General features: G+C 70.0%; 17 protein-coding genes. 4 read left to right on the top strand and 13 right to left on the bottom strand.

The window, feature by feature from the left end:
• Nucleotides 1–208: 208 nt before the first annotated feature.
• Nucleotides 209–697 (top strand): MarR family winged helix-turn-helix transcriptional regulator, encoded by a 489-nt coding sequence (locus Q7X29_RS08695; protein WP_218715903.1) that lies wholly within the window; start codon nt 209–211, stop codon nt 695–697.
• A 60-nt stretch (nt 698–757) separates the two neighbouring features.
• Here the strand turns inward: Q7X29_RS08695 and Q7X29_RS08690 are convergent, their stop codons facing one another.
• A complete protein-coding gene (locus Q7X29_RS08690) occupies nt 758–1,162 on the bottom strand; it encodes a DUF7144 family membrane protein (RefSeq protein ID WP_218715904.1) in 405 nt (134 codons plus the stop codon).
• 79 nt (nt 1,163–1,241) lie between these two features.
• Nucleotides 1,242–2,738 (bottom strand): flavin-containing monooxygenase, encoded by a 1,497-nt coding sequence (locus Q7X29_RS08685; RefSeq protein WP_316573749.1) that lies wholly within the window; start codon nt 2,736–2,738, stop codon nt 1,242–1,244.
• Nucleotides 2,739–2,828: 90 nt separating this feature from the next.
• On the opposite strand from Q7X29_RS08685, the gene Q7X29_RS08680 reads away from it, so the two are divergent.
• The 3 genes from Q7X29_RS08680 to Q7X29_RS08670 are packed head-to-tail and all read left to right on the top strand — an operon-like array spanning nt 2,829 to nt 5,755.
• Complete coding sequence (locus Q7X29_RS08680; RefSeq protein ID WP_218715910.1) at nt 2,829–3,356, top strand: YdcF family protein; 528 nt, start codon at nt 2,829–2,831, stop codon at nt 3,354–3,356.
• A 56-nt stretch (nt 3,357–3,412) separates the two neighbouring features.
• Complete coding sequence (locus Q7X29_RS08675) at nt 3,413–5,002, top strand: GMC family oxidoreductase (RefSeq protein WP_316573748.1); 1,590 nt, start codon at nt 3,413–3,415, stop codon at nt 5,000–5,002.
• 30 nt (nt 5,003–5,032) lie between these two features.
• Nucleotides 5,033–5,755: a VIT1/CCC1 transporter family protein gene (locus Q7X29_RS08670; protein ID WP_316573747.1), complete on the top strand. Its 723-nt coding sequence runs from the start codon at nt 5,033–5,035 to the stop codon at nt 5,753–5,755.
• 6 nt (nt 5,756–5,761) lie between these two features.
• On the opposite strand, the gene Q7X29_RS08665 is transcribed toward Q7X29_RS08670, so the two are convergent.
• The 11 genes from Q7X29_RS08665 to Q7X29_RS08615 form a co-directional block, all read right to left on the bottom strand.
• Entirely contained in the window at nt 5,762–7,336 is a 1,575-nt protein-coding gene (locus Q7X29_RS08665; RefSeq protein ID WP_316573746.1) for a Na+/H+ antiporter, read from the bottom strand.
• A gap of 53 nt (nt 7,337–7,389) precedes the next feature.
• On the bottom strand, nt 7,390–7,995 hold the full coding sequence (locus Q7X29_RS08660) for a hypothetical protein (RefSeq protein WP_316573745.1): 606 nt from the start codon (nt 7,993–7,995) through the stop codon (nt 7,390–7,392).
• Between the two features lie 136 nt (nt 7,996–8,131).
• Nucleotides 8,132–9,091 (bottom strand): MlaD family protein, encoded by a 960-nt coding sequence (locus Q7X29_RS08655; RefSeq protein WP_218716277.1) that lies wholly within the window; start codon nt 9,089–9,091, stop codon nt 8,132–8,134.
• Nucleotides 9,088–10,137 (bottom strand): MlaD family protein, encoded by a 1,050-nt coding sequence (locus tag Q7X29_RS08650; RefSeq protein ID WP_316573744.1) that lies wholly within the window; start codon nt 10,135–10,137, stop codon nt 9,088–9,090. The genes Q7X29_RS08655 and Q7X29_RS08650 overlap by 4 nt, the downstream gene beginning before the upstream one ends.
• Nucleotides 10,134–11,222: an MlaD family protein gene (locus tag Q7X29_RS08645; RefSeq protein ID WP_316573743.1), complete on the bottom strand. Its 1,089-nt coding sequence runs from the start codon at nt 11,220–11,222 to the stop codon at nt 10,134–10,136. Before Q7X29_RS08645 ends, Q7X29_RS08650 begins: the two co-directional genes overlap by 4 nt.
• Entirely contained in the window at nt 11,222–12,229 is a 1,008-nt protein-coding gene (locus Q7X29_RS08640) for an MlaD family protein (protein ID WP_218716274.1), read from the bottom strand. Before Q7X29_RS08640 ends, Q7X29_RS08645 begins: the two co-directional genes overlap by 1 nt.
• Nucleotides 12,217–13,221: an MlaD family protein gene (locus tag Q7X29_RS08635; RefSeq protein ID WP_316573742.1), complete on the bottom strand. Its 1,005-nt coding sequence runs from the start codon at nt 13,219–13,221 to the stop codon at nt 12,217–12,219. The genes Q7X29_RS08640 and Q7X29_RS08635 overlap by 13 nt, the downstream gene beginning before the upstream one ends.
• Nucleotides 13,218–14,252: an MlaD family protein gene (locus Q7X29_RS08630; protein ID WP_316573741.1), complete on the bottom strand. Its 1,035-nt coding sequence runs from the start codon at nt 14,250–14,252 to the stop codon at nt 13,218–13,220. Before Q7X29_RS08630 ends, Q7X29_RS08635 begins: the two co-directional genes overlap by 4 nt.
• A 4-nt stretch (nt 14,253–14,256) precedes the next feature.
• Nucleotides 14,257–15,123, bottom strand: a complete 867-nt coding sequence (locus Q7X29_RS08625) for an MlaE family ABC transporter permease (protein ID WP_218716272.1) — start codon at nt 15,121–15,123, stop codon at nt 14,257–14,259.
• On the bottom strand, nt 15,123–15,968 hold the full coding sequence (locus tag Q7X29_RS08620; RefSeq protein ID WP_189034738.1) for an MlaE family ABC transporter permease: 846 nt from the start codon (nt 15,966–15,968) through the stop codon (nt 15,123–15,125). Before Q7X29_RS08620 ends, Q7X29_RS08625 begins: the two co-directional genes overlap by 1 nt.
• A gap of 198 nt (nt 15,969–16,166) precedes the next feature.
• Entirely contained in the window at nt 16,167–17,267 is a 1,101-nt protein-coding gene (locus Q7X29_RS08615) for a calcium:proton antiporter (protein ID WP_374104821.1), read from the bottom strand.
• Nucleotides 17,268–17,298 lie beyond the last annotated feature (31 nt).

Here is a 17,298-nt window from a genome sequence, read left to right as displayed (position 1 = left end):
CACGGAGCCGGCGGCGCCGCAACGCGGCAACCAACCGGCGACGGCGATCCATTAGCAACTGATCAATTGTCCAGGTGAAGTCGATCGCCAAAACTTCCCTCTACCTGCCGACATGACATGGCCCACGTAGACACCACACCCCCTCCGATATACAGTTTCCCGACGTTCAGCAATTCTTCAGTTAACACTGGGGTGAAAGGAGGCCGAGGTGACGGAGGAACTCGACTCGGTCGAACGTCGCGCCTGGAGCGCGGTGGTCACCCTCGCGATGCGAGTGCCGAGCGCACTCGACTCGCGGCTGCAACGCGAGTTCGGTGTGACCCATTTCGAGTACCGGGTGATGGCGCTGTTGCGCGAGGCGCCGGACCATCGGATGCAGCTGAGCCTGCTCGCCGCCAGGGGGCACGGGTCCATCTCCCGGCTGTCCCATGTGGTGTCCAAACTGGAACGGGTGGGGTGGGCCAAACGCGCGGCGGCGGAATCGGGGCGCGGGGTGGACGCGGTACTCACCGAGAGCGGGCTGGCCAAGGTGGCCGAGGCGACGCCGGAGTACCTGGTCGCGGTGCGCAGGCTGGTGCTCGACGGGCTCGACGACCCGCAGAAGGCCGAGCTGGCCGCGCTGGGGGAACGGCTTTCCGATCATCTGCTCGACACCCTCGGTGATCCCGACGCCGGCGAACCGACACTCGCCTACTGACCTCGTACGACACGACGCCGCCCCGGTCGATGACCGGGGCGGCGTCGTCGGTAGCGGGAATCAGACGTTGTGCGGGCGCCAGGTGGCCACCGCCCAGATCACCACGACATTGATGATGATGATCAGGATCGACCACCACGGGTAGTACGGCAGCCACAGGAAGTTCGCGATGATCGCGAGTGCGGCGATCACCATGGCCATCACCCGGCCCCAGGTCTGACCGGCCAGCAGGCCGATCGCGACGATCACCGCGATCGCGCCGAGGACGATGTGCCACCATCCCCAGGCTGTCAGGTCGAACTGATAGAGGTACTCGGGACCGACGACGATCAGATCGTCGTTGGCGACAGCCGAGATACCTTCCAGGATCTGCAGGACACCGACCACGGCCAGCAGAATGCCTGCGCCGATGGAGGTTCCTGCCGCGATTCCCTCGCGTACCGGGTGCTGATTCTGATCTGTCATCGCTCGGCCTTCCCGTCTGGTCAACGGATGTGCCACCACGGCACACGCCAACGGTAGGAACCAGACGGGGCCGCGCGCCTCACCCGTTGTGGGTGAACTCGCCTACCCGGTGGATCGGGCGCAGCGTCTTGCCGAGGTCGGTGCGCAGCGTGATCAGCGCGTCGAGCAGGTAGTTCTGTCTGACCCGCCATGGATGGCGGTCGCCCTGCCTGGGGAAGGCGGCGATCGAGCGCAGGACATAGCCGGCGTTGAGGTCCAGCAGCGGGCGCTCGGTGAGCGAGCGCTTCGGCTCCGGGACGACGGCCGGCACGCCGGTCCGGTCCAGGTGGGCCAGGACCTTGCAGACCAGGCGCGAGGTGAGGTCGGCGCGCAGCGTCCACGAGGCATTGGTGTAGCCGACGCAGATAGCGAAGTTGGGCAGGCCGGTCAGCATCGCGCCCTGCCAGACGAATTGCTCCGACAGCGGGACCGGGGTGCCGTCGACCGCGGGCGCGATCCCGCCGAAGGCGAGCAGCCGCAGGCCGGTGGCGGTGACGACGATGTCGGCGGGCAGGACCTCGCCCGACTCGAGCCGGATGCCCTCGGGCACGAACCGGTCGATCCGATCGGTGACGACGGCGGCCTTGCCCTTCTTCATCGCCTTGAAGAAGTCCGCATCGGGGGCGGCGCACAGGCGCTGGTCCCAGGGGTCGTAGTCGGGGGTGAAGTGTTCGGCGACCAGCTTGTCGTCTTTGAGGATGCGGGTGGTGAGGCCGGTGAGCAGCTTGCGCGCGGCGGCGGGCCGACGGCGGCAGTACTGGTAGAAACCGATGTTGAACAGGATGTTCTTGGTCCGGATCAGCCGGTGCGCGAGCCCGGCGGGCAGCAGGTCGCGGATCTTGTCGGCCTGCTTGTCGCGGCCGGGCACGGCGCTGATCCAGGTGGGGGTGCGCTGCAGCATGGTGACGTGCTCGGCCTCGTCGGCCAGCGAGGGCACCAGGGTGACGGCGGTCGCGCCGCTGCCGATGATGACGATCCGCTTGTCGCGCACGTCCAGGTCGGTGGGCCAGAACTGCGGGTGCACGATGGTGCCGTCGAAGTCGTCGCGGCCGGCGAACTCCGGGGCGTGCGGCTGCTGGTAGTCGTAGTAGCCGGCGCAGGTGTAGAGGAAACCGCAGGTCAGGGTGCTCAGTTCGGGACCCTCGGGGCCTTCGTGGGCGATGGTGAGCCGCCAGCGCGCCTGCGCCGAGGACCAGTCCGCGCCGATCACCCGGGAACCGAAGCGGATGCGGCGGTCGATGCCGTTCTCCCGCGCGGTCTCGCGGATGTAGTCCAGGATCGAGGCGCCGTCGGCGATGGAGCGGGCCGCGCGCCAGGGCTTGAACGGGTAGCCGAGGGTGAACATGTCCGAGTCGGAGCGGACGCCCGGGTACCGGAACAGGTCCCAGGTACCGCCGAGATCGGCGCGGGCTTCGAGAACGGCGTAGCTGCGGTGCGGGTGTTCGGTCTGCAGCCGGTACGCGGCCCCGATGCCGGACAGTCCGGCGCCGACGATGACGACGTCGAGGTGTTCGGGGGCAACGGCGGAGTCGGTCATGGGGTCCAGTGTGCACCCTTCGCTATCCTCGGTGCAGTGTCGATCTTTCGGCGTGCGGGATGGTTGCTCGTCGGCGCACTGGTCATCGTGATGGGGGCGACGTTCGCCGGGTGGCCCGTCTTCGTCAACCCGCAACTGGACCCGCTGCGCCGCGCCGATGTGATCGTCGTCCTCGGCGGTACCCCCTACGAGCGCTTCGACCTCGGGATCGAGCTCGCCCAGCGCGGCTACGCGCCCGAGGTGCTGATCTCGCAGTCCACGGGAGCCGACGATCCGATGATGGACAAGTACTGCGGCGGCCGATTCGCCTTCCGGGTCTCGTGTTTCGTGCCGGACCCGTGGACCACCGACGGTGAGGCGCGCGAAATCGTGCGGCGGGCAAAGATTTACGGGTGGCACCACATCATCGTGGTGACCTTCACGCCGCATGTCTCCCGCGCCCGCTACATCGTCGGCCGGTGTTTCGACGGCGAGATCACCATGGTCGCCAGTCCCACCGAATCCGGCCTGGAATTCTGGGCGTGGATGTATGTGCGCCAATCCGCCGGGTATGTCCGGGCTTTCGTCAACCAGCATTGTGAGACCTCCGGAAATTCCGCGTCCCGGCTTCTAGAGTGACACCGAGCGCGGCCGGGTGCCGGGCCGCGCTGGTAGCACGGGCGAGAGGACCGCCGATGCTTGTCGAGGACCTGCGCACCGTCGGAGACGACGCGCTGCGCACCCAGATCTGCGTCATCGGCTCGGGCCCGGCCGGGCTGACCGTCGCCACCGAATTGGCCGCGGCGGGTCTGCAGGTCCTGGTTCTGGAGAGCGGGGACCACGAAATCGGTCCCACCGAGCCGGAATTCGCCGCCATCGACAGCGTCGGCGCGCCGCGCCTGCCCCGCGACCGCATCGCGGGCTGCCGGGTGCTCGGCGGCAGCTCACACGTCTGGGCAGGCCGCTGCGGATTGCTCGACGATCTCGACTTCGCCACCCGCCCGTGGGTGCGCCGGTCGGGCTGGCCGCTCGAGGCGACCGCCCTGCGCCCCTATGCCGAGCGCGCCGCCGCGCATGCCGGGCTCGGGCACGGCACCGGGTTCACCGATGCCGAGTTCTGGCCGCTGGCCGGGCGTCCGGCGCCCACCCCGCTCGACACCGCGTCGCTGCGCCCGTACTTCTGGCAGCTCAGCCGCGATCCGGTGCAGCGCTTCGCCCCGAAGCGCTGGGGTCCCGCCGTCCGCGACATCGTCGCTCCCACCGCCCGGGTGCTGGTGAACGCGACCGTCACCCATCTCGACACCGATGCCACCGGCGCGCACGTGAATTCGGTCGAGGTCACCGGCGCGGGCGGGCGAGTGCGCACCGTCGAGGCGCGGATCTTCGTACTCGCGGCAGGCGGGATCGATACGCCGCGACTGCTGCTTGCCTCGCGACGACGGGTCGCGGGCGGCATCGGGAACCGGTACGACCAGGTCGGGCGCTATCTGATCGACCATCGCAGTGGCGTGGTCGCCACTCTGTCCCCCGCGGCCGCCGGCGCGGCGCTGGCCCGATTCGGCAGGTATGTGGTGCGTGGACCGCGGGGCAAACACACCTACCAGCACGGGGTCGCTCTGTCCCCCGAGGTCCAGCGCGGGGAGTCGCTGCTCAACTGCGCGCTGTGGTTGCAGGAGGTCACCGCGCCCGACGACCCGTGGGACGCTGTGCAGCGGGTGCTCAGCGGGAAGGGCCGCCGGCGCGACGGTCGGATCATGCTGTCCGGCACCGGGCTGCTGCTGGCAGGCGCGCGGCGCAGGCTGATCGACGGGGTCGGGCTGCCGCATCGGCTGACCGGCGTCGAGGTGTGGGCGATGGTCGAGCAGGCGCCCGATCCGGACAGCCGGGTGCGGTTGTCCGAGCGCACCGACCCGGTGGGCATGCCGCTGCCCCAGGTGGATTGGCGTATCGACGCGCGTGAGGACGCCACCGTGCGGCGGGCGGCGGCGCTGCTGGTCGCGGAGTTCGCGCGGCTCGGGCTGCCCGCGCCGGAGCTCGTGCCCGCGGCCCGGCCCGGCAGTACCGAGCCGCTGGCGCTGGCCGATCGGGCGCACCCGAGCGGGACCACCAGGATGTCGGCCGATCCCCGGCACGGGGTGGTCGACCGGCAGTGCCGGGTGCACGGAGTGGACAACCTCTACATCGCGGGCAGTTCGGTGTTCCCGACGAACGGGCATGTCAACCCGACGCTGACCGTGCTCGCGCTGGCCGTGCGCCTGGCCGACACCCTGCGCGCCCGCCTCTGATCCGGCCGCGTCACGGACTAGGCTGACCGGGTGCAGGACTCGTCACCGACCTCCCATCCGCACGAACCGCACGCGGAAGGTCTCGCGTCGCGGTTGAACTGGCTGCGCGCCGGCGTGCTCGGCGCGAACGACGGCATCGTCTCCACCGCGGGCCTGGTGGTCGGTGTCGCCGCGACGACCAACAACGCGCACACGATCCTCACCGCGGGCGTGGCGGGTCTGGTCGCGGGCGCGATCTCGATGGCCGCGGGCGAGTACGTGTCGGTCAGCACCCAGCGGGATTCGGAGAAGGCGCTGCTGGCCAAGGAGCGCAGGGAACTGGCCGAGGATCCCGAGGCCGAACTGGCCGAGCTGACCGGCATCTACGAGGCCAAGGGGCTGAGCCCGGCGACCGCGCGCACCGTCGCCGAGGAACTCACCGCCCACGACGCGTTCACCGCGCACGCCGAGGCCGAACTCCGGCTCGACCCCACCGAGCTCACCAATCCGTGGGCCGCGGCGGGCTCCTCGGCGGTCGCGTTCACCTGTGGCGCCCTGTTGCCGCTGCTGGCGATCGTGCTGCCGCCCGCGTCGTGGCGGGTGCCGGTGACCTTCGCCGCGGTGCTCGTCGCCCTGGCCGTCACCGGGTCGGTGAGCGCGCAGCTCGGTGGCAGCCATCGGGGCAGGGCGGTGCTGCGGGTGGTGGTCGGCGGCGCGCTGGCCATGGCTGTCACCTACGCGATCGGGATGCTCACCGACACACTGGGTGGGTGAGACGGCTCAGCGGGTCGGCCCGAGGTCGAGCCTGCGGGTGACACGGTCGACGACGTCGGGCGGCATGCCGGGTTCGCGGCGCGCGGCCTGGGCCTCGCGCCTGCCCGCCTCGATGACGGCCAGGCGGACGGCGCGCATCTGGGAGGCGAGCTTGCGCTCCTTGTCGAGGGTGGCCTTGGCGTCGGCGTCGGCCGCTTCGGGGTCGGCCTTGGCCGAGAGGTGGCGCAGGGTGTCCTTGATGTCCTCGTAGACGTCCTCGGGCAGGTCGTCGCGGGCGGCGATCAACTTGAGCTCGGCGAGTTCGGCCCGCACCACTCTCGTCCACAGCTGCTGCTCGACGGCGCGCTCCTGCCGGGTGTCGGCGTGCACGCCGGTGATCCGGACGATCAGCGGCAGGGTCGGGCCCTGCACGAGCAGGGTGAACAGCACGACGGCGAAGGCGACGAACAGGATCTCCGAGCGGGCGGGGAAATCGGCGCCGGAGTCGACGGTGAACGGCACGGCCAGGGCCAGCGCCACGGTGGCCACCCCGCGCATCCCGGCCCACCAGGTGACGACCACCTCGCGCCAGGTGAACGGCTCGTCGGTGTAGCGCCGCAACCGGGTGCTCACCGCCCAGGTGACCAGCAGCCAGGCCAGCCGCAGCCCGACGACGACCGCGATGACCGCGGCGGTGACCCCGGCCAGCGAAGACCAGTCGTGCCCGGTGGTGTCGATGACCACGCGCAGTTCCAGGCCGATCAACGCGAACGCGAAACCGGTGATCAGCATTTCGGCGATGTCCCAGAACGCGTCGGCGACCAGGCGGTAGTCGCGATCACCGATCTCGGTCACCGCGTCGGTCAGGTACAGCGCGCAGACCAGCACCGCGAGCACGGCCGAGCCCTCCCAGTGCTCGGCGACGCCGTAGGCGACGAACGGCAGCAGCAGGCTCAGCGCCACCTGACCGGTCGCGTTGTCGAGGTACATGGTGAGCTTGCTGCCCACCCAGCCCAGGACCAGGCCGACCACGAGACCGACCACCGCGGCGAGCACGAAGTCGCCGAGCGCGTGCCACGGCGAGAACAGGCCGGTCACCACGGCCTGGATGCCGACGGTGTAGATGACGATCGCGGTGACGTCGTTGAACAGGCCCTCCCCGCCCAGGGTGACGATGAGCCGCCGGGGCAGGCCGAGCCTGCCCGCCATCGAGGTCGCCGCGACCGGGTCGGGCGGGGCGACCAGCGCGCCGAGCACCAGCCCGGCCGCGACGGCCGTCGCCGGATTCCAGGCGTGGAACACCGCGGCCACCGCGACGGCGGTGACGATCACCAGACCGACCGCGCGTAACGCGATGATCTGCCAGTTCTCCGCGAACTGCCGCCAGGAGGTGCGCCGGGCGGCGGCGTAGAGCAGCGGCGGGAGTACCAGCGGCAGGATCAGTTCGGGCGGGATGCTCAGGCTCGGGACGGCGGGGATCAGCGCGAGCAGACAGCCGAACACCGTCATCAGGATGGACGGTGCGATCCCCACCCGGCCGCCGAGCGATTCGGCGAGCACCGTCACGAGCAGGATCACCAGAGTGAGCACCAACTGGTCCATAGCGGATCAGTCTCACCGACGGTGACGACGCGCGGCGGGCGACCCGCCGCCCGTCACGGCAGTACGGCCGCGGCGGGCGGAACGAAGATCGGCGGCAGCGGGAACGGCAACTGGATGACCGGCGGCGGTGGGGGCGGCGGCGGAGGCGCCGGTGCGGGCACCGGAATCGGCTCGGGTTCGGGCGGGGGCGGCGGCTCGTAGACCGGCGGCTCGTAGGCCGGGGGTGGCTCGAAGGCGGGCGGCGCCTCGACGGGTGCCGGTTCGGGCGGCGGCGGCTCCGCGGGCGGGGGCGGCGGCGCGGGGGCGGCGGGCACCGCGGCGTCGGGGGTGGTCACCGTGCACTGCCACTGGCCGTCGGTCTCGACCCGCCAGTGGGCGACGATGCCGCCCGCCGAGCAGTTCCCGCCGACCCGCCGGGCGGGCCACGGTGGCGCGAACGCGGCTTCCTGGCCCGACACCTCGTCGCCGACCGGCAGACCGTGGGAGTCGGTCCCCATCGGATCGACCGTGGACGGATCGTTCTCGTCACCCTGATTCGCGCGCAGTACCAATCCGAGGGCGACGACCAGCGCCAGCAAGGCGGCCAGCACCGCCGCGATCGCGATCACCCGAGTACTGCTTCCGGTCCCCTGGTCGGGATCCTCGCTGCTCTCTGCCATGGATCGCACCGCCTTCGCCCACTGGACTCGGACTGCCTCGTCCAGCAGGCTACCGCACGGTTGCTCGAACGCGGCCCGGCTCGAGCGGACAACCACTGTCCAGGGCGTATTCCTATATTCAGTGGTTGCCGGATGTTTACCTGATCGCGACCCGCACCTTCACCGCGTCGGCGTCGGTGTTGTGCAACGCCTGGGCGATGAGCGTGCTGAGGTCGATCTGCGGGCCCGCCGCGGTGAGCGATTCGGTGAGCGGGCGCAGGCCGGGCAGCAGAGCCGAGAGTTCGGGACCGAGCTCGTTCAGTTTCGCGGTGAGCTGCTGGAGGAACGGCACCAGGCCGCCGTCGCGCAGATACATCTCCGGGTCACCGCCCGCCGCGCTGACCCGGCCGACCGACTCGACGAACTCGTCGATGACCTGGCTCAGCCGGACGAAGGCCGGCGCGGCGGCCGAGGTGGCCGGTCCGGCCCAGCCGATGTCGCCGGAGACGAACTCGAAGTTGTTCTGCAGCTCGGCGATCGCGGGCGCCCTGCTCATGATGGCCGCGGCGAGCAGGTCGCCCGCCCTGGCCAGCTCCGGGATGACGTTCTCGGTGCCGGTCATCGCCTGGCCGAGGGTGTCGACGAGCGATCCGACGACCGCCGGGTCGAGTTGCTCGACGGTCTTGGTGACCAGCCGCGCGACCTCGGGGATCGACATCGGCGTGCGCACGTTCTCCCCCGACAGCCGCTGGCCGTCGGTCAGGTACGGACCGTCGGCGCTGCGCGGCACGAACTGCACGTACGGCTCGCCCAGCGAGGACAGGTGCTCGATGGTGACGATGCTGCTCATCGGCACCTTGTTCGCGGCGCCGAATTCGAAGCCGACCCGCACGCCGCCGGTGGCGGCGGTGTCCACCGCGGTGACCTTGCCGATCTCGATGCCGGTCAGCAGGATCGGCGAGCCGACGCTGAGACCGCCGGAGTTCGCCAGCTCGATCGAGGCCTCGGTGTAGTCGGCGAACGGGTCGACCCGCACCACCCCGAAGGTCAGGTAGCTCGCGCCGAGCACGGTGATGGCGGCGATGCCGCCCAGTGAGGCCAGTGCACCGATCTTCATCGCACCATTCCGATCATCCGCAGCGCGGTCACGATCTGGTCCACCTGCTCCTGCTCGGAGACCCGCACGCCGGTGACGTTCACCTTCGGGCCGCGCTCGGCGAAGGGGATCACCTTGTCGCGCAACAGCGCGGTCAGCAGCGCCATGTTCGTCGACGAGCGCAGATCGGCCGAGCCGCCGGTGGCCAGCGGCAGGAACGCGGTCGCCGCCGCGTCGCCCGCGCTCGCGATCGGGGCCAGCCAGGTCAGCGAGGAGCCGACCGGGCCCAGCGCCAGGAAGACGGCCATGGTCTTGGCGATCGAATCCTGGGTGCCCGAGAGGGCCCGCACGGCCTCGGGAGTGAGGATGTGGGTGAGCTCGGCCTCGATGCCGACCATGATCTCGGCATTGGCGGCCAGGCCGTTGACCAGCAGGTCGACCTGGTCCAGGTGCGCGGCCAGGTCGGCGGCGTCGGCGCCCATGACCGCCGAGATGCGCGCGGTCTCCTTGGGATCGGCCGGCATCACCGAGTTCACCCGGCCGATCATCTCCTGCAGCTGACCGATGGCCCCGCCCTGCACGAACAGCGCCATGGTGGCCATCGTGTCTTCCAGCTGCACCGGCGGTTTCGTGCGTTCGATCGGGATGGTGCCGCCGTCGCGCAGCAGCGCGCCGAAGCCGTCCTTCGGGGTGGTCAGCGCGACGTGGATGTCGCCGAGGATGGTGTCCTGGCGCAGTTCGGCGATGGTGGTCGTCGGCAGCTGCACGGAGTCCTGGATGTCGGCCTCGACGACGACGTAACCGCCGCGACCGGCGGGCGCGTCGGCGGGCTGGATCACCCGCACGGTGTCGACGGTGCCGATCTCGGCACCGTTGGCGATCACCTTCGACTTCGCGGGCAGGTTCAGCGCGCTGCTGAACTCGATCTGCACCCGGTAGGTCGGGCCCGAGACGGCGGAGCCGGGCACCGGCACCTCGGCGGGATCGAAGCCACAGCCGCCGACCGCGAGACCGGCCGCGACCACCAGCGCGATCATGCCGCGCCGCAGTGTCTTTCGCGGGTTCATCGGGCACCTGCCATTCCCAGCACGACCTGCACGAGGTTCACATCGGTCAGGCCCTGCGCCGGATCGGCGCACTGCCCGGGGAGCAGCGCGTTCACCGCGGCGCACACCTGGTCGGCCTCGCCGCCGGGCAGCGCCACCTTCGGCGCGGCGTAGGTGATCGCGGTGCCGCTCGCGGCGCTCTGGAAGGCCGAGGTCAGCGCGGGCATCTTCAGCACCACCTCGCGCAGCGATCCGACGTTGGCGCGCAACAACTTCACCAGCGGGACCGCGCCGTCGAGCGCGCCGATCAGCGGGTCGCCGAGGATGGTGGTGAGGTCGTTGAGCATCGGCAGCACCTCGCGCAAGCCGTCGAACAGCGAGGTGGCCGGGCCGAGCAGGTCGTCGGAGGCCTGGTTGAGCAGCGGCGCCAGCCGGACCAGCATCGACTGCAGATCGCCCCAGTTGGCGGCGACCCGGTTCGACACCGAGGCGAACGCGTCGAACAGCCCGGCCAGATGGCCGATGTCGGCGTCGGGCTTGTTCATCGCCGAACCGAGCTTGTGCACCAGTTCGTTGACCGTCGGGCCAACGCCCTCGGTCGCGCGATCCAGCGAGGACAGCCCGTCCGCGAGCGCGCTGGGCTGTCCGGCCTCGACGCCGGAGAGTTCCTCGGACAGGCTGGCCAGCGCGGTCAGCGTCTCGGTGATGGACTTGGGCGTCAGCGTCTTGGTGATGCAGCCGCCGGTGAACTGCCTGGTGTCCTTGCCGCTGGTCAGCACGGCCAGATTGCGGTCGGCGGCAACGGAATACGCGACGGTGGTCGCGGACGCGTCGGCGTAGACCGGATAGTCGGCGTCGACCTCGAATTCGACGCGCACCTTGGCGCCCTCGTTGCGCACCGCGGTCACCTCGCCGACGTCGATGCCGCGCATCGTGACGTGGTTGCCCGGGTAGAGCCCGATCGCGTCGGGCATGAGCGCGCAATAGGATTCGGTCTTCTTCAGCGGATCGAAGGTGACGAAGTAGCCGGCGATCACCAGTACCGCCAGCACGCCGACCCCGGCGATCGACATGAACGCCTGGGATCCGAGCAGTCGTTTCAGCATCAGCACGCCTTCCCCGGCAGCGGCACGCAGACGCGCGCGCCGGACTGGTCGACCACGACGCCCGCGTCCGGGGTGACCAGCTGCGACAACTTGGTCTGCAGGTCGTGCACGGTGCCCAGGACCGGCTCGAACCCGCCTTCGAGTTGCCGCAGGCGCGGCAGCGCGTCGGCCAGCGCCTGGGCCTGCGGCTTCAGCGTGGCATCCCAGCTGGGGGCGAGCCCGGCGAGCCGGTTCACCACCGAGACCAGCAGCCGGACCGCCTCGGCCAGTTCGGCTTTCTTGCTCAGCAGCACGTCCTCGAGCATGTTCACGTTGTCCATCAGCCGGCCCAGGTCGGACTTGGCGCCGTCGTACATGGAGATGTACTCGTCGAGGATCGCGATCGACTTCGACACCTGTGAGCGCTGCCGGTCGAGCATGTCGACGTACTTGCCGACGGTGTCGAGGGTGGAGCGCAGCGCCTCCGGGGAGGCCGCGATCGCGGTATTCGCGGCGGCCAGGTTCTTGCGCACGGTGTCGCCGTCGACGGCGGCCAGCGGCGTGGTGGCGTCCTGGAAGGTCTCGATCAGGCTGTACGGCAAGCGGATTCGGTCGGCGGGGATCGGCGCGTCGCCCAGCGGGCGGGAACCGGCCGGGTAGAGCGCGACGTAATGACCGCCGACGACGGTCAGCATGCGCACGTCGAGGGAGGTCTGGTCGCCGACGAAGACGTCGGAGTCGACGGTGAACTCCATCAGCACCTTGTCCGGCTTCAGCTCGAGCGAGACGACGCTGCCCACCGAGATGCCGGCCAGACGCACGTCGTCGCCCTCGCGCACCGACTGCGCCTCGCTGAGTTCGGCGGTGTAGGTGTGTTTGCCCAGCGGCACCACGTAGATCACCGCGGCGCCGACGATGAACAGCACCACCAGGCTCAGGCCGATGATGCCCATCCGCAGTTCGCGGGCGCGCTTGCCCGCCTCGTCCAGGATCGGGCGATCTCCGGAGAAGAATCTCAGGCGTTGCATACCGTCACCTTCTGTCCGGCGATCAGCACCTGCAGCGGCGCGGGCACCTGGGCGGCGCCGTTGCTGCAGTGCGGCGTGAAGTCGGCGAAGTCGCGCGAGAGCGACGCGTCGACCGTGGCCAGCAGCCCGGGCAGCCGCCCGAAGACCGCGACCGCCTCCTGCGGGTCGGGGAACAGACCGCGGATCATCGCGTCGACCTCGGCGCTGCCGCCCTCGACCAGGCCGAGCGAGGCCAGCAGCCGGTCGACCGGCGCCAGCACCGACGGCGCGGTCATCGCGAACTGCGCGACGCCGCCGATATTGCGCTGCATCGCTTCGAAGATGTCGGTGAGCCGGGCCAGTAGCGGCAGCAGGTAGCCGACGCGGCCGCCGTGCCGATCGCCCAGCGTCGACAGGTTGCGGATCAGGGTGTCGATGACCTGCTGACGGTCCTCGGCGTAGCTCGCGAGCTGGTCGATCGCGGTCAGCGCGGGACCGAGGCCGCTGCCGTCGCCCTCGATGACGGCGAGCATGCTCGCGGTGAACTGGTTGATCGCCTCCGGCGACAGCGTCGCCAGCACCGGCTTCAGCCCGCTGAACAGGCTGGTGACGTCGAACGACGGGACGGTCATGTTCGCGCCGATCCGGGCGTCGGCCGCGATCCGGGTGCCCGGGTTCGGGGCCTGCTGCAGGTCGATGTAGCGCTGGCCGGTCAGGTTCTGGTATCGGATGGCCAGCTTGCTGTTGTCGTAGATCGGGGTGTCGGTCTTGACGGTCAGGTGGACCTTGGCCTTGTCACCCTCGAGGCTGATCTTCTCGATCTTGCCGACCTGCACGCCGAACATCCGCACGTCGTTGCCGACCTTGAGGCCGTTGGCGTCGGTGAACAGCGCGTCGTGTGCCTCGGTGTCTCCGGAGACCGGGCGCTTGATCAGGGTGAAGACGAGCCCGAGCACGGCCAGCATGACCAGCGAGAACACGCCGAGTCGCAGTGCGACGCCACGAATCTTCATCGCGCACCGGCCTTTCCGAACAGCGGTACCGCGATCGCGGGCACCCCGCTGAGCTCGACGTCGAGGTTGAGCACCGGGCCGTCCGGGCCGTCGGGCATGGCACCGCGCAGGTTGGTCAGCAGGGCCTGCAGGTCGGCGCCGGTCTGCCGCGGGTTCGGCGACATCTGGGCCAGCGCGAACAGCATCGGCGCGAGCATGTCGGTGGTCTCGGCGAAGTGGCCGCCCGCGGTGGTCAGCGTGGTGGTCAGGGCGGGCAGGATGCTGCCGCCGATCACGCCGACGCCGATGTCGTAGCGGTCCTTGTCGACCTGGGTCACCTTGATGTCGCTGAGGGTGTCGATCACCTGCATGGTGGCGCCGGCGAACTGCCCGCCGCCGTCGAAGGCGGGACCGAGCTTGCCGAACAGCTCCGAGGGCGCCACGTCCTGGTTGTCGGCGATGGTCTTCGCCATCGTGATCAGCGCCTGGACCAGCGGGGTGAAGGCCTTGAAGTCGGCGGCCAGCTGGGAGATGACCGTCGCCATCTGCGGGCTGGTCACCGTCATGCCGACCTGGGACAGGCTGCGCAGGATGGCGCTCATGGTGGCGTCGTAGACGCGGCCGGAGTTGGCGCCGGTCAGGTCGAGCACCGCGCCCGCGCGCAGCGGGGCGCCGCCGGTGCCGCGGCGCAGCTCGATCTCGGCGATGCCGAACAGGTTGGTCGGGGCGTAGTCGACGGCGAGGCTGTCGTCGATGCCGTGCAGCCGGTCGGCGTCGAGCAGCAGCGAGATCCGCTGGGTGCCGCGCTCGCCGGGGGCGACCTCGGCGACCTCGCCGACGGTGACGCCGTCGATGCGGACCTGGCTGCCCGCGCTGATGCCGTCACCGAGGTGTTCGGTGTGCAGCGCGATCCGCAGGCCCTCTTCGGTCGTCAGATTGCGGTAGGCGACCGTGGCCAGCACGACCGCGGCGATGATGCCGAGGATGATCGCGCCGGTCAGCCGCGAGGTGCGCCGATCGGCGGCGACGCCGGGCATTCCGTAGTTAGGCACTAGCTCACCCCGTAAAACTGATCGCCGAGTTGAAGCCCCACAGGATGATCGACAGCACCATGTCGATGGCGACGATGGCCACCGAGCTGGCGCGCACCGCGCGACCGGAGGCGATGCCGACGCCCTCGGGGCCGCCGGTGGCGAAGAACCCGAAGTAGCTGTGCACCAGGATCACCACCGTGCCGAACACGGCGACCTTGATGACGGCGGCGATCATGTCGAACCCGGAGATGAACTGGAAGAAGTAGTGGTCGTAGACGCCGGCCGACTGCCCGTAGACCATCGTGAGCAGCCCGCGGCAGGCGCCGTAGGACAGGATCAGCGCGATCAGGAAGGTCGGCACGATGGCGATCGCGCCCGCGATGACGCGGGTGGTCACCACGAAGGGAACCGAACGCAGGCCCAGCGCTTCGATGGCGTCGATCTCCTCGGAGATGCGCATCGAGCCGATCTCGGCGGTGATCCGGCAGCCCGCCTGCGCGGCGAAGCCGATGGCCGCGGCGATCGGGGCCAGCTCACGGGTGGTGGCGTAGGCCGAGATGACGCCGGTCACCGGGCCCATGCCGAGCATGTCGAGGGAGGCGAAGGATTCGACGCCGACCGAGGCGCCCATCACCAGGCCGAGCACGATCATCATCGGGACGGTGCCGCCGCCGACGATGATCGACCCGCGACCCCAGGTCATGTCGGTGACCGCGCGCAGCGTCTCGTCGCGGTAGCGGCGCAGCGTCAGCGGCACCGAGGACAGCACCTGCCAGACGAACACGGCCACGAAGCCCAGCGATTCACCGGCCGAGCCGATGCGCTTGCCGAGCCGGGCCGGCCCGCGCAGCCAGTGCAGCGAGGTGGGCAGATAGGAGGAGGCAGCCATCATGCCAACTTCGTCGGCAGGAACATGGCGCTGATCTGGGTGGCCAGCAGGTTCACGATCGCGATCGAGACCACCGAGAGCACCACCGCCGCGTTCACCGCGTCGGCGACACCGCGCGGTCCGCCCTTGGCCTCGAGCCCGCGCTGGCAGGAGATGACGACGACCAGGAAGCCGAAGATCAGCGCCTTGAGCAGCGAGACCCACACGTCACCGGCGGTGGCGAAGGAGCCGAAGGTCGACCAGTAGCTGCCCGGGGTCACGCCCTGGCCGCCGACGGCGACCGCGTACCCGGCGAGCACGCCGACGAAGATGATCAGCACATTGAGCATCGGCGCGACGATCAGCATGGCCATCATGCGCGGGATGACGAGCCGGTGCACCGGGCTGATGCCCATGGTGTTGAGCGCGTCGATCTCCTCGCGGATGGTGCGCGCGCCGAGGTCGGCGGCGATCGCGGCCGCGCCCGCGCCGCCGAGCAGGAAGCCGGTGGCGATGGGCGCGCCCTGCTTGATGACGCCCAGACCGCCGGTCGCGCCGAGCATGGAGTCGGCGCCGAGGCTGTGGATCAGGTTGCCGACCTGGATCGAGACGATCACGCCGAACGGGATCGCCATCAGGATCGCGGGAATCGCGGTGACCGTGATCAGCCGCCAGGCCTGGACGAGGGTCTCGCGCCACTGGAAATGCCCGCGGGCGACATCGGCGACGGTGCCGGTGACCGACTCCTGCGCGAGGTCGACCGCGCGCCCGAAGGTCCGCAACGACGACACGACCGTGTCGGTGAAGTTCTTGCGGACGATCTGGGTAGCGGAATCCGGCTTCGCGGAATGCAGATCGGTGGACATCAGCGATGCCCCCGGCCCGCTCGCGAAGCGCGGAGCATGGTGATTTTCATACCGCACTCTCTGGCTTCGGCGTCGGTGCCAACTCCAGCAAGCTAGCCGGTACTCTGCGTCACAACAAAATTTCGGGGTGGTGACCCTCGTCGCTTTTTCGCGGTTTCAATGACAGATCGTCGCCTCGTGTGATCCGCAACACTTCAGCTACGGACTTGCGGCCAGGAACACAAAAGCGGCGAACAACGCCAGGTGAACGCCACTGTGCAGCAGGGTCGCGCGGCCGGGAACGATGGTCAGCGTGCTCACCACGACGGTCAGCGCGAGCAGGACCATCTGGGTGGCGCCCAGGCCGAGCACCAGCGGGCCGCTCAACCAGATCGTCGCCAGCGCGATCACCGGAATGGTGAGACCGATGCTGGCCATGGCCGAGCCCAGCGCGAGATTCAGGCCGATCTGCACCTGGTTGCGGCGCGCGGAATTCACCGCGGCCAGCGTCTCCGGCAGCAGCACCAGCATCGCGATCACCACGCCGACCGCCGACTGTGGCAGCCCGGCCGAGGCCACGCCCGCCTCGAGCGCGGGCGAGACCACCTTGGCCAGCCCCACCACACAGACCAGCGCGAGCACCAGCAGGCCCAGGCTGGTCAGCGCCGCCCGGTTGGACGGCGAGTGGTCGTCGGCGGCGCTGTCGTCGACCGCGCCGCCGTCCTCCACCGGAAGGAAATCGTCGGGGTGACGCACCGTCTGGACCATCACGAACAGCAGATACAGCGCCAGCGAGGCGACCGCGGCGAAGGCCAGCTGCGCGGGCGAGAACTCCGGTCCCGGCTTACTCGTGGTGAAGGTCGGCAGCACCAGACTCAGCGTCGCCAGCGTCGCGACGGTGGCCAGCGCGGCGCCGGTGCCCTCGGGATTGAACACCGCGACCCGCCTGCGCAGCGCGCCGACGAGCAGGACCAGGCCGAAGATGCCGTTACAGGTGATCATCACCGCGGCGAAGACGGTATCGCGGGCCAGCGAGGCCGCCTTGTCGCCACCGGAGATCATCATCGTCACGATCAGCGCCACCTCGATCACGGTGACGGCCACGGCCAGCACGAGCGAGCCGAACGGTTCGCCGACCCGATGGGCGACCACCTCCGCGTGATGGACCGCGGCCAGTACCGCGCCGACCAGCGCGGCGCTGACGAGCGCCACCACGAGTCCCGGCACGTCGCGCCCCCAGGTGACGGCGAGTACGAGCGCGGCGAGTATCGGGACTAAGAGGGTCCATCTGGTCGTCAACGCGGCAATCATGGCCTCCATCGTTCCAGCCGCGCGCGAGTGGACCGGGATA

It is taken from the genome of Nocardia canadensis (assembly GCF_032656385.1).
Lineage (GTDB): Bacteria > Actinomycetota > Actinomycetes > Mycobacteriales > Mycobacteriaceae > Nocardia > Nocardia canadensis.
The sequence above is the reverse complement of the archived record's forward strand: the minus strand, read 5'-3'. Positions and strand labels throughout refer to the sequence as shown.

What these genes read in the sequence shown, in the direction of transcription:
- Q7X29_RS08635 (WP_316573742.1), bottom strand. Translation starts at nt 13,221, where the DNA reads ATGAAGATTCGTGGCGTCGCACTGCGACTCGGCGTGTTCTCGCTGGTC.
- Q7X29_RS08625 (WP_218716272.1), bottom strand. Translation starts at nt 15,123, where the DNA reads ATGGCTGCCTCCTCCTATCTGCCCACCTCGCTGCACTGGCTGCGCGGG.
- Q7X29_RS08650 (WP_316573744.1), bottom strand. Translation starts at nt 10,137, where the DNA reads ATGAACCCGCGAAAGACACTGCGGCGCGGCATGATCGCGCTGGTGGTC.
- Q7X29_RS08640 (WP_218716274.1), bottom strand. Translation starts at nt 12,229, where the DNA reads ATGCAACGCCTGAGATTCTTCTCCGGAGATCGCCCGATCCTGGACGAG.
- Q7X29_RS08680 (WP_218715910.1), top strand. Translation starts at nt 2,829, where the DNA reads ATGGGGGCGACGTTCGCCGGGTGGCCCGTCTTCGTCAACCCGCAACTG.
- Q7X29_RS08660 (WP_316573745.1), bottom strand. Translation starts at nt 7,995, where the DNA reads ATGGCAGAGAGCAGCGAGGATCCCGACCAGGGGACCGGAAGCAGTACT.
- Q7X29_RS08675 (WP_316573748.1), top strand. Translation starts at nt 3,413, where the DNA reads ATGCTTGTCGAGGACCTGCGCACCGTCGGAGACGACGCGCTGCGCACC.
- Q7X29_RS08665 (WP_316573746.1), bottom strand. Translation starts at nt 7,336, where the DNA reads ATGGACCAGTTGGTGCTCACTCTGGTGATCCTGCTCGTGACGGTGCTC.
- Q7X29_RS08690 (WP_218715904.1), bottom strand. Translation starts at nt 1,162, where the DNA reads ATGACAGATCAGAATCAGCACCCGGTACGCGAGGGAATCGCGGCAGGA.
- Q7X29_RS08645 (WP_316573743.1), bottom strand. Translation starts at nt 11,222, where the DNA reads ATGCTGAAACGACTGCTCGGATCCCAGGCGTTCATGTCGATCGCCGGG.
- Q7X29_RS08620 (WP_189034738.1), bottom strand. Translation starts at nt 15,968, where the DNA reads ATGTCCACCGATCTGCATTCCGCGAAGCCGGATTCCGCTACCCAGATC.
- Q7X29_RS08685 (WP_316573749.1), bottom strand. Translation starts at nt 2,738, where the DNA reads ATGACCGACTCCGCCGTTGCCCCCGAACACCTCGACGTCGTCATCGTC.
- Q7X29_RS08615 (WP_374104821.1), bottom strand. Translation starts at nt 17,267, where the DNA reads ATGGAGGCCATGATTGCCGCGTTGACGACCAGATGGACCCTCTTAGTC.
- Q7X29_RS08655 (WP_218716277.1), bottom strand. Translation starts at nt 9,091, where the DNA reads ATGAAGATCGGTGCACTGGCCTCACTGGGCGGCATCGCCGCCATCACC.